Source organism: Candidatus Litorirhabdus singularis (assembly GCF_026262625.1).
In the GTDB taxonomy this organism is placed as follows: domain Bacteria; phylum Pseudomonadota; class Gammaproteobacteria; order Pseudomonadales; family Halieaceae; genus Litorirhabdus; species Litorirhabdus singularis.
The window spans coordinates 1188807-1200227 of the sequence record NZ_SHNN01000002.1 but is presented as its reverse complement, the minus strand read 5'-3'; the positions used below and the strand labels follow the sequence as shown (position 1 = coordinate 1200227).

Annotated in this window: 11 protein-coding genes; 1 reads left to right on the top strand and 10 read right to left on the bottom strand. The window is 56.0% G+C overall.

Translation table 11 applies throughout. The features are described from left to right. Positions 1 to 2: 2 nt before the first annotated feature. Positions 3 to 2264, bottom strand: a complete 2262-nt coding sequence (locus EYC98_RS13955; RefSeq protein ID WP_279245952.1) for an outer membrane protein assembly factor BamB family protein — start codon at positions 2262 to 2264, stop codon at positions 3 to 5. A 186-nt stretch (positions 2265 to 2450) separates the two neighbouring features. Here EYC98_RS13955 and EYC98_RS13950 point away from each other — a divergent pair, with 186 nt between their 5' ends. Next, positions 2451 to 3761 carry an aromatic ring-hydroxylating oxygenase subunit alpha gene (locus tag EYC98_RS13950; protein ID WP_279245951.1) on the top strand — a complete coding sequence of 437 codons (1311 nt, stop codon included), beginning with the start codon at positions 2451 to 2453 and terminating at the stop codon, positions 3759 to 3761. A gap of 49 nt (positions 3762 to 3810) precedes the next feature. Here EYC98_RS13950 and EYC98_RS13945 read toward each other — a convergent pair whose 3' ends face one another. The 9 genes from EYC98_RS13945 to EYC98_RS13905 all read right to left on the bottom strand — a co-directional run bounded on the left by EYC98_RS13945 (position 3811) and on the right by EYC98_RS13905 (position 11415). Next, a complete protein-coding gene (locus EYC98_RS13945) occupies positions 3811 to 4152 on the bottom strand; it encodes a hypothetical protein (RefSeq protein ID WP_279245950.1) in 342 nt (113 codons plus the stop codon). A 9-nt stretch (positions 4153 to 4161) separates the two neighbouring features. After that, entirely contained in the window at positions 4162 to 4953 is a 792-nt protein-coding gene (locus EYC98_RS13940) for a hydroxyacylglutathione hydrolase (RefSeq protein WP_279245949.1), read from the bottom strand. Between the two features lie 84 nt (positions 4954 to 5037). Then, positions 5038 to 5496: a YaiI/YqxD family protein gene (locus tag EYC98_RS13935; RefSeq protein ID WP_279245948.1), complete on the bottom strand. Its 459-nt coding sequence runs from the start codon at positions 5494 to 5496 to the stop codon at positions 5038 to 5040. Then, a complete protein-coding gene (locus EYC98_RS13930) occupies positions 5493 to 7400 on the bottom strand; it encodes a DEAD/DEAH box helicase (protein WP_279245947.1) in 1908 nt (635 codons plus the stop codon). Before EYC98_RS13930 ends, EYC98_RS13935 begins: the two co-directional genes overlap by 4 nt. A 130-nt stretch (positions 7401 to 7530) precedes the next feature. Continuing rightward, the gene (gene pyk / locus EYC98_RS13925; RefSeq protein WP_279245946.1) at positions 7531 to 8946 is read right to left on the bottom strand and encodes a pyruvate kinase; all 1416 of its coding nucleotides are present in this window, start codon (positions 8944 to 8946) and stop codon (positions 7531 to 7533) included. A gap of 8 nt (positions 8947 to 8954) precedes the next feature. Next, positions 8955 to 9374 carry a hypothetical protein gene (locus EYC98_RS13920; RefSeq protein WP_279245945.1) on the bottom strand — a complete coding sequence of 140 codons (420 nt, stop codon included), beginning with the start codon at positions 9372 to 9374 and terminating at the stop codon, positions 8955 to 8957. Between the two features lie 16 nt (positions 9375 to 9390). Then, positions 9391 to 9894: a hypothetical protein gene (locus EYC98_RS13915; protein WP_279245944.1), complete on the bottom strand. Its 504-nt coding sequence runs from the start codon at positions 9892 to 9894 to the stop codon at positions 9391 to 9393. A 67-nt stretch (positions 9895 to 9961) separates the two neighbouring features. After that, positions 9962 to 10891 carry an SDR family oxidoreductase gene (locus tag EYC98_RS13910; protein WP_279245943.1) on the bottom strand — a complete coding sequence of 310 codons (930 nt, stop codon included), beginning with the start codon at positions 10889 to 10891 and terminating at the stop codon, positions 9962 to 9964. Continuing rightward, complete coding sequence (locus tag EYC98_RS13905) at positions 10888 to 11415, bottom strand: CDP-alcohol phosphatidyltransferase family protein (RefSeq protein ID WP_279245942.1); 528 nt, start codon at positions 11413 to 11415, stop codon at positions 10888 to 10890. The genes EYC98_RS13910 and EYC98_RS13905 overlap by 4 nt, the downstream gene beginning before the upstream one ends. Between the last annotated feature and the right edge of the window lie 6 nt (positions 11416 to 11421).

Genomic DNA, 11421 nt, shown 5'->3' with positions numbered 1-11421 from the left:
GACTAATGCGCTACTGTTGTCGTGGTGTTGTGGTCGGTGGTGGGCAGGGCAAAGGCAATGTATTCGCTGCCAGATGCCGTGCCCAGCTTACCACCGCCTGCGGCTATAACGACAAACTGACGCCCATTGACGGCGTAAGTCGCGGGAGTGGCATAGCCGGCAGTGTCGAGCCTAGTTTGCCATAATAGTTGGCCAGTACCGGAATCGAAGGCACGAAACTGAGCGTCCGGCGTGGCGGCTATGAATAGCAGTCCGCCGGCGGTGACTATCGGGCCACCGTAGTTTTCAGCGCCCAGTCCACTCAACCCCAGCTGCGTTGCGGCGGGGTAATCTCCCAGCGGGGTGCGCCAGGCAATGCGATTGTTGTCGACGTCAATCGCCGTCAAGGTGCCCCAGGGAGGCTCTGAAGCGGGCAGACCATCTTGATCCAGCAAGCGTTGATAGCCGGCGTTGAGATAGTTGCGCGACCTGTCATGGGTGGTTGCTGTGTCATCCTGGTCGGTACCGTGGCTTGGAACCACGTCATTGGCATCCCAGTTGTAAACGTACCAGAGTGTCGCCGCTTGCTCGTACCACTTCAGCTGGGTAAACGCCGGCATACGTCCGCGACCCTCACGCACTACTCGCAATGCCTCCAATGGCGACAGACGGTCGCCAAGATCACGCAGCGAAGGTATACCAACCCCATCACCGGCCAGATCGCCGCCATGACAACCGGAGCAGAGCATCATATAAGCTACTTCAATGCCATCTCCCTGACCTTCCGGCAGCTCGGTGAGCGCCAGCTGGAAGGGGACTTCGTTGGCGTTCACAAACAGCAGGCTGCTCTGTGGATCCCAGGCCATGCCGCCCCATTCGGCGCCGCCGTCGATACCGGGATAGATAATCGTGCCGCCAGTGTCCGGGGCCTGAAAGGGTTGGTGCGGTGGAAAGGTGCTTAGTTTTTGCTGCAGATAAGCCACGGTTGCCGCGTCTCGCGTTGAAGCTGCAAACTGTTGGCGGGTAAACGGGGGTGGCGCGGTCGGCAGTGGTTGACTGGCAGCCAGACTCTCGCCCGGCAGGGGAGTGCCGGTTACGGTGATTTCTTCAATGGGAAACAAGGGCTGGCCGCTATCGCGGTCGAACACAAAGACGTGGCCGCTCTTGGTGGCTTGCGCAACTGCGTCAATGCTGCTGCCGTCACGTTGTACGGTGATCAGGTTGGGTGGTGACGGTAAGTCCCGGTCCCACACATCGTGGCGTACAAACTGATAGTGCCACAGACGCTCTCCGTTGTTGGCGTCTAGAGCGACCAGTGAATTGGCGAATAAATTGTCCCCGTGACGGTCGCCACCGTAGAAATCAAAGCTGGCGGAACCGGTAGGTGCGAACACCATGCCGCGCTTCTGATCAACCGCTAAGCCAGCCCAGGCATTGGCACCACCGGCACGCTCAAGGGAGGCGGAGGGCCATGTCTCGGCGCCGAATTCGCCGGCGGCGGGAATAGTGCGAAAGGTCCAGCGCAGTGCACCACTGCGAATATCAAAGGCGCGGATATGACCGGGCGCGGCGCCTTTGAATTCAGAGACGCGGCTGCCGAGAATCAATAGGTCGCCGTAGACCGTGCCCGGGGTGGTGGTGACCACCAGGCTGTCACTGGCCCAGTCGGGCAAACCGGTATGCAGACTGACCCTACCGTTGTCGCCGAAGTCCGCAATGGGCTGACCGGTGCGTGCATCGAGCGCATACAGGTGGCCGCCTGCTGTCATTAGAAGCCGCTGCGGGCTCTGATTTTCGTTCTGGGTCTTATCTTCCCAGTAACTCAGACCGCGCAGTGTATTGATACCGTGACGGCTGAAGCTGTCATCGGTGGCGGTGCGCCACAGCTCTTTACCGGTGGCTGCGTCCAGAGCGAATACGCTGAGGTCGGGACCGGTGCAGTAAAGGATGGCTTTGACAATCAGAGGGTTGCAGGTCATTTGGCTGCCGCCGTGAGGCAGCTCGCCACCGGCTCGGTAGCGCCACACCTCTTGCAGCTGACCTACGTTCGTAACGTCTATTTGCTGTAGTGATGAATAGTGTGTGAACGCTGAGTCGCCGAGATAATGGCGCCATTCGGTATCGGGTTGCGCTAGTGGCGATTCCACAGCTGCATAGCGGCTGCCGGTGTGCGGATCGCTGCACCCGGCTAACAGCAGCAGCCAGCTAATGCAGACAGTTGTTAGCCGCTGACGGGTGTTTCCAGTTCGTGCCAGCTGTTGCATAGGTTTGATTGTCTTTTGCACCGGTAAGCTCTTATGGCGGCTTTACTGCCTGCCGGGTCAGGATAGCGCGCTCGCCACTACGAATAAATGGTGTTTGCGGTCAGGGTTTGCTGGCGTGAACGGCCATGCAGGCAGCACCTGCAATTGATTATTTGATGACGTAGACTTAATGTTCTTCAGCGTTATCAAATTGACTCAGGAGCCGCAATGGCAGACGTACCTTCTATCGTGCAGTCCAGCACGCAGCCGCTACCGCAACCGGTGCGCAATTTTGGGAAAGAGCGCTATATATCCTATGACTGGATGCAGCGCGAATGGCAAACAGTATGGAGCAAAACCTGGCAGGTGGCCGCTCCCCTTAGTGACCTGCTGGAAGCGGGGGATTTTGTGGTGTACGAAATCGGTGCTGAGAGTTTGCTTTTGACCTGCGACAAAGATGGCGACCCGCGCGCATTTTACAATGTTTGTCAGCACCGTGGCGTGCGTCTGGTGGATGAGCCTTGCGGTAAGCGTGATAGCTTTCGCTGCCCCTATCACAGTTGGCGTTATAACCCTGAAGGTGAAATGACTTACGCGCCGGCCAGTGACCATTTTCAGCATGGTCTGCCAGAGGACCGCGTCAATCTGGAGGAGGTGCGCTGTGAGACTGCCTTGGGGTTAGTATGGGTATGCCTTGATTCAGCAGCACCACCGCTAGCAGAATTCCTGCGCGATATGCTGCCGCTTATGCAGCACTATCAGTTTGAGGCGATGACGCTGATGCAGGATCAAACTGTACTGGTTAACTGTAACTGGAAAGCGGTGGTAGACAATTTTGGTGAGCTCTATCATGTCCATTACCTGCACCCTCAGCACCGCAGCTTTGTCGATTGCAGCAATGCGCGCAGTGATCTTTACGCGGGCGGTCACACCCGTGTGTGGGTGCCCGGTGCGACGACGGACGCGCAGTTTTCGCAGCCCGACAGTCCACCTGAATTACTGGAGATGCAGCTTTCAGCGTTGGGTCTGGATGCCAATGATTTTGTGGGCAGGGTCGAGGAGATCCAGCCCGCGATCCGTGCTGCCAAACGAAAACTGGCGGCAGGACCTATGCCTCATTTCAGTAATTTCAGTGACGAGGAACTCACTGATGTGATGCAGACCAACGTATTTCCGAACATGGTGTGTACCTATCAGCCTGAAATGATGTGGCTGATGCGGGTGCGGCCGCATGCGACCGACCCCAACCAGAGCTATCTGGACAAGTTTTCGTTTGAAATGTTGACTGAAGATGCGGCGCAGCCCAAGCCGCAACAGCGACCTGAGCATGAGAGCTTTACCTATGAAGACGTTATTGCCGGACGCCATAGCATGACCCCGACTATCGACCAGGATTTATCACTGTTACGCCATGCTCAGCAGGGTATGCATTCTGAGGGCTTTGCCGGAGTCTGGTTACACGAGACTGAATGCAGGGTGGCGCATTTCCACCAGTATCTGGACCAGTGTATCGGGCACAAAGAGGCCTTCGATCGGTGATTGCTGCGGATGCTCCTAAGCCCGTTATGTTAGGGCTATGGCGCGCGGTCTAAAGCGGGTCTGCCTCGCGAAAATCGCGTTCAATACCTTCTTGAAGCTCTACTCTCGCCGTCCCGGTCAGCTTCTTGGCCTGGCTTAAGCGCTGGCTGCGGCGGCGCTTGCGATAGTATATGACCATTTGGTTAAAGGCTTCCTGATGTACCTCACCGCCGATTAGCTTATCCACCAGATCAATATCGATACCCATACGATAGGCGATCCGACTGGGGCGAATATTGTGTACGTAGAACTCAGCAACAATGCGCAGCTGCTGCTCTAGCGGATAGAGACAGAGCCTGGAGTAGCCGTAGGGCGGCGAGGGCGTTCGAGTATCGGCCTGGGGTTCGTTCATGAGTTGCGGCTACCAGCTGTTGCGCAGTTCCCTGAGCTTCAGGAAAACAGTGCGTGAATCGGGGTTTTCATCGAGCTCCGGAAAAGCCTCTTGCAGTCTGGCTATGACACTGGGGCTATGCAGTCGAAAAAAGGTATTGATCTCTTTTTCCAGCGCCAGCGAAGTGACCAGCGCTGCATCCAGGTTCTGGTTGGCGACCTCATCAAGCAGGGCTTGGGCGCGCTGGTTGTCGGGCTCGCGATCCAGGGTGAATTCCAGATTGTTGCCCAGGTAATCATGACCCGGATAAATCAACGTGTTGTCGGGCAATTTCGCCAGTTGGTTGGCGAAGGTGTTATACATCTCTTCAGGGTGTCCGCCATTATGGCAATTGCCTGCCCCGGCATTAAACAGGGTGTCGCCGCAGAACAGGGCAGGAGTCTCTGTGTGCGATAGTAGGCAAACATGGCTCATGGTGTGCCCGGGTGTGTCCAGCGCCTCTAGCTCGACCGTGCGCCCCACCTTGATGATGTCACCCGCCAGTAGCCCTCGGTCCATATCCGGGATAGTGTCGCGAGCATTGGCGTGCGCCAGTATTTTGGCACCGGTGGCCGCAACCACATCAGCATTACCGCCTATATGGTCAAAGTGTTCATGGGTATTAAGAATCTGGGTTATTTGCCAGCCGTTGCTGTTGGCGCGGGCCAGGCATTTCTCGTGATCCAGCGGGTCGACCGCCATCGCTTCGCCGGTCTCAGGGCAGACTATCAGATAGTTGAAATTTCGGAATGCATTGCCGGTCCACACTTGTTCAATAATCATAACGCTGCGCCTCACTGGAGAGGGCAGTGTAGTGATCGCTGACGGTTTGGTAAATAGTTGCGGGCCGCAGACCTGGTCAGGTGCTCACTTTTTTGAGCTGTGATGCTCCGCGAGGAAGCGATCCAGCGCGTTGGCGAATGCTTGACGGTCCTGTTGATTCAGCGGTGGTGGGCCACCGCTGGCCTGGCCGTTGTCGCGCATGGTTTCCATGAAGTCACGCATTGCCAGGCGTTGGCGAATATTACTGCGGGTATAGAGCTCACCGCGCGGGTTCAAGGCGTAGGCCTGCTTCTCGACGACTTCTGCTGCTAAAGGAATGTCTGCGGTAATAACCAGATCGCCGGGCTCGGCTTCAGCGACAATGTAGTTGTCAGCCACATCAAAGCCGCCAGCTACCTGCCGACTGCTAATTAGCGGCGAGGGCGGGACCTGCAGCGCCTGATTGGCAACCAAAACCAGTTCAACCTCGACCCGCTGTGCGGCGCGGTACAGAATGTCTTTGATGACCCGCGGGCAGGCATCGGCGTCTACCCAGACTTTCACTCTTTGGGCTTGGCCGGTTTACGCGCAGGCTTGTCGGCTTTGCCGGTGCTGAACTTTTTGCCCGTAGCTCGCTTGGTCTTGCCCGGTTTTTTGGCTGATTTGTCAGCACGGTTCTGCGACTTGGGCTTATGACTCTCGTTAGATTTACCGACCAGGCTGGCTGCGAGCGGTCGCGACTTGACGCGAATCTTGCCAAATGCCTCCAGTAGCTCTGGCGGCATGCCCTCGGGTAAATCGACGGTACTGTGGTCATCATTGAGCTCGATGCGGCCAATGTACTGGCTGTCGATGTCTAGCTCGTTGGCGATGGCGCCGACAATATTGCCAGCGTTGGCGTCATGCTGCCGGCCAACTTCGATGCGATAGGTCTCCATCGTTAGCGGGCCGCCCTCATTGTCTGACTCAGCGGCGCCTTCAGTTTTGCTGCTGCCTACGGGCTTGTCTGCCGGCTTGCGCTTGCTCTCGTTTTTGCTCTTGCTTTCGTTTCTATTCTTACTGCGGCTGTCGTTTTTGCTCTTGTACTCAGCCATAGGGGCCCTGGCGCTGTCAGAAAGTGCCGGTGCCTGCCTTTGCAAAGGCGCTTCGGCCACTTCCAGTGGCTGGTCTTTTTGTAACATGGCAATCAGGCTGACTGCCAGCAACTGAGGAGTGGCGCCAGTTTCTTCACAGAGTTGCTCGGCTACGGCAGCCAGCAGGGGCGAGGCGGGTTCTGCCAGGGTCGCTTTGACTTCCTGCTTGAAGCGTTCAACCCTTTGCTCACTGATTTCTTTGGCGCTGGGTAGGCGCACCGGCGCGATCTTTTTACCCGTTGATTTTTCGATGGCTCGCAGCAGACGTTGCTCGCGCTTGGTAATAAACAGAACTGCCTTGCCTTCGCGACCAGCGCGTCCGGTGCGGCCAATGCGGTGTATGTAAGCTTCGCTGTCGTAGGGGATATCGTAGTTGACAACCAGTGTAATACGATCGACATCCAGGCCCCTGGCGGCGACGTCGGTGGCGACCAGAATATCAATCTTGCCCTTTTTCAAACGCGAGATGGTCTGTTCGCGATTAGACTGGCTCATGTCACCGTTAATAGGTGAACAGGCGTATCCTCGGGCGCTAATTTTTTCCGCCAATTCGACGGTGGTGCCGCGGGTTCGGGTGAAAATAATGACACCGTCAAACTCAGTAACGTCGAGCAGGCGGGTCAGGGCATCGAGTTTCTGATTGTTGTTGAGTAACCAGTACTGTTGGTCGATCGCGTCAACGGTGCTTGATGATGCCGCAATTTTGACATGCTCAGGCTTGTTCAGAAACTTGCCAGCTATTTTCTTGATGCGCTCCGGAAGTGTCGCTGAGAACAGTACCGTCTGAGCCTCATCGGGCGCGTGCGAGAGAATGTTTTCAACGTCGTCGATGAAACCCATGCGCAGCATTTCGTCGGCTTCGTCTAACACCACGGTGCGCAAGGCTGACAGGTCCAGAGATTTACGATTCAGGTGATCCTGCAGTCTGCCTGGAGTACCGACTACCACGTCGACACCGCGTTGCAGCTGCCGCAGTTGGCCGCGCATATCCTGCCCACCGTAGAGTGGCAGTACATGAAATTTATCAATGCCGCGGGCATAGGTTTGAAAGGCTTCCGCGACCTGAATCGCCAATTCGCGGGTCGGGCAGAGTACCAGCGCGGCTGGCTTTTTGGCGCCAGGCGTTAGGTTTGCCAGTATCGGTAGAGCGAAGGCAGCGGTTTTACCGGTGCCGGTCTGAGCCTGGCCCAGCATGTCTTTACCCTGTAACAGAGCAGGTATCGTAGCAGCCTGAATCGGGGAGGGCGCTTCGTAGCCAACCTGCTTCAGAGATTTCAACAGTATGTCGGGAAGACCCAGGTCGGCAAAGGAGACCGGGCTTGCGGGTTCACTCATGGGAGTAGCCTGTATAGGATGCTGGCTGGCGCCAACTAAAGGGGTGCGTATTCTACAGGTTTTCGGTGCCAAAAGGGAGCGCTGTAGGTGCCGCCGGGCAAGAGATCGTTGACGAAAGCGTTGCGCCGGCTCAGGCGTCTGGTAGCTCGCGTATCTGGACTGCATCAATGCCCGAGCCGCTGAGGGTGTCTGAAATCACTACAACTTGATCGCCGGGCTGAAAACCTTCCTTCTTCAACAGGATCGAAAAGGCCTTTTTAAGGGTTTTCTCCGGGTCTTTGGAAAACATCAGCTTGTGAGGATAGACATTGCGGTTCAGTGCCATCTGCCGACGCGTACGACCATCGTTGCTGAAGGCGTATATGACCGAATGCTGCGGATGACAGTTGGTGACATAGTTGGCCATGCGACCACGCCGGGTAATGACCACAATAGCCCGTGCTGGCAGTGATTCGGCAAGATGCACGGCGCTGGCAGCAATATTTTGCTTGTGATCACTCTTAATGAGGTCTTCGGTAAATTGCAGGCCGCGGTGTTTCTCTATGGTTTCGGCAATCTTGACCATGCTCTCAACGCACTTAATGGGATATTTACCAATGGTGGTTTCCCCGGATAGCATGATGGCATCCGCTTCTTCGTAAACCGCATTGGCGACATCGGTGACTTCGGCCCGGGTTGGCATGGGGTTTTCAATCATCGACTCCATCAAGTGAGTAGCGACGATAACGCGCTTACCTTTTTGGGCGCAGGAGCGCACGATGCGGCGCTGGGCGTGCGGTAACTCCCAGAAATCCATCTCACAGCCGAGATCGCCGCGGGCGACCATGATCCCGTCGGCAGCATCAATGATCTCGTTGACGTTGCGCACACCTTCCTGGTCTTCGATCTTGGCAATAACTTTGACCTTGCCTTGCTTGGAACCCAGCAGTTCATGCAGCTGGTGAATGTCACCCGCGTCGCGTACGAAAGACAGCGCAATATAGTCCACGTCCATGTCGAGCCCAAACTTGATGTCGTTGCGGTCCTTTTCGGTAATAGCTGGCAAATTGACTCTAATGCCGGGTAGATTGACATGGCTCTTGCTCTTGAGCATGCCGCCGTCAATCACGCGGCAGTGCAGCACGCGCTCTTCGACGTCGAGGATTTCGAGGTTAATCAGGCCATTGTCGACTGTCAGCCGGTCACCCACGTTCATGTCGCGGATCAGGTCGCTGTAATTCACCATCAGAGAATTTTCTTCAACGTCTTCGGCGCCGCGTGCAACCACTGAGATAACCTCGCCTTCTTTTAGGTCGAGGGCGTGTTCGACTTCGCCAGTGCGGATTTCCGGGCCCTGGGTGTCGAGTAGAATAGCCACCGGGTACTTGAGTTTGATATTGAGTTTCTGCAAGCGTTTGATGACTTCGGCGTGAGATTTATGGTCGCCGTGCGACATATTCAGGCGTGCCACGTTCATGCCGGCTAGAGCCAGCTTTTCCAGCATGGCATAGCTGCTGGTTGCAGGGCCTATAGTGCATATGATCTTGGTTTTACGGGTGACGCTCATAGATCATCTCAGGTATTGAAGCGAGGCTTGCTGCGCCACAGGGCGATGGCAAGGCCGATGAAGGGCAGGGCAGCGATAACGCCGGTGTACCACCCCGGGCTGCGGTCATCCAGCATTGACCAGACAAACATTCCGATCGCGATCTGCAGCACATATAGCACCGCCCAGGGGTGCATCCAGCGCCGCATTCTCCAGAAGCCTACTGTACCTGCGGCGTAAATTAGCCAGTGTAGGGGAGTGGTGGCCTTGGCTGCCCAGCCAGTTAGCATAAAACCAAACCATACTTCCTGATCTACCGCCACCGGTTTGATAAACAGATCCCAGGGCACATAGATAAAAGTCATATAGGCGCAGAACGCCAGGATCAGGTTCATCCACCAGGGCCGAAGAGCGAGGTTGTTACGCAGGGTCTCGAGGGCGGCTGTCATTAGATGTCTCCAGCTTTCAACGTGGGGCCATTTCAAATAGCCAGAGGTAATCACTGGCCACAGCTTCGGGGGTAGCCGGAATATTGTACTTTTCTGCGATCAGCGCTACCACAGCCGCTACTTCTGGCCCGGTTTTTCTACGAATCAGCTGTCGCTGGTAGAGTTGGTCGCCGACGCGAAGAATAGAACTCCCGTCGCGCTCGGCCTCCAGTGGCCATTGCTTCCATATCTTGCCCCATGCAGTGGTCATATAGCCACTGGGAATATAGATTCTTCCTTCGTGCTCTACAATCCAGGTGGTGCGTGAACGCGGTGGTCTTTCTAGTTGGAACTCCACTGTTTCCAGGTCACGCACAAAACTCCAATCAGGCTCTGGTCCGGTAACCAGTTCGCCGCTTCTAAAAGGGCCTCCGGCAATAATCTCCAATGGACCGTCAGCGAAGCGTGCACCGAACAGAACTCCGCCCACAATCAGTGCCGCAAACAGAATGCTATACACGAAAAATTTGATAATTTTCACGGTGATCCTCTCTTATTGTTGTTATAGAAAGCTTACGTTAGCAGGCCTGACTGTTGGTTTGAATACCCTATTGGGATTCTGCCAAGCATTCCTTCAAGGTGGCGTCCAGGCTCGTCAAGGTGACTCCCAACGTGGTCGCAGTCACTTGCGCTTCAATATTATCGTCGTGATCAAGCACGCCTAGCATGGCTCGTGTTACCGGCGGTGTGGAAGACAGTTTTTCCAGCAACCAGGCCAGCCCCATGCCACACCACAGGGGTAGTGATATTACTCGGGTGCTATTGCCTTGGGTCGCCGCTGCACGCTCGAACAACTCGGCTCTCGGTAGACTCTGCGGACCAGCTAGTTCGAGCAACTGGTTACCGACACTCGCGCCCTGTTGTGCTCTGGCTATATCGTTGAGCACGGCAGCCAGAACGTCTCTGGCCGCAATCGGTTGCTCCAGGCTGGCGGCACGAAAACTAAAACTGAGACTGGCATGGGCGCGCTTGCGCAGCGCGTAACTGGCGTAGTCATCGCCCCCCAGGACCATGGGAATGCGCAGGATTAACGTCGCCACGCCACTGTTAAGTAATAGGCGCTCTGCTGTGCCTCGGGATTGCAGGCAGGTATTGCGCGAGTTTTCATCCGCCCCCAGCAGACTCAGGTGGCAGAGGTGCCGAATGCTGCTGCCGGCTACTGCATGGCATAGCACTTGATTGGCGTGAATATGGGCGTCATCGAAAGTGTTGCTGGCGGACTCCTTAATGATGCCCACCAGATGAACTAAATAGTCGGTACCCTCGAGTGCGTTCTGCATCTGTCGCGTGTCCTGGTAGTCGACGACCTCGATGGTGACATTCTGTAGTTGATTGTCCGCAACGTATGCAGTCACAGTGCTAGCTGCACTCGCAGAGCGCACCAGAGCCTTGACCGGTTGGTCGCTGAGCGCATTAAGCAGTTTTAGGCCGAGATGACCGTTAGCTCCGGTAATGGCGATACAGTGGGGTAGGCTCATTGGTGTCTTCTCAGTTGTAACAGGGTCCAGGCACGGTCTAGCATCGACACTAGAGTACTTGTGATTAGTACCCAGGCCACTGTGCTTAATAGTGCCGGGGGAAGAAAGGTAGCGAATACTGCCGGTGGCAGCAAGAGGCAGGGCAGCAGGGCGAAGTAAGCTATCCCATTCCAGCGCCCCAGACTGCTGCTCCGCAGTTGTTGGCCCGATAACGCCTTGGAATCCATCACATACTGACTAAAGGAAGCGACGACGAGAATGGGCAGTAATAAAGGAATATATCCGCCCCAGGCGACGGCTAGCAGACAGCAGCTAACGTAAATGGCATCGCTACCATGATCTAGCAAGCCGCCTGCGGCGCTCGCCTCGCCACGTGCTCGAGCGACGGGTCCGTCGATCAGGTCGCTGATAATGGCGAGTGCTACCAGAACCGATGCGATACCCCATTGCTCGGTTAGGATGGTATAGACGGTGGCTGGCGCTAGCACTAGCCGTGATAGACTGAGCCAGTTAGCGAGACCCACGCAGGT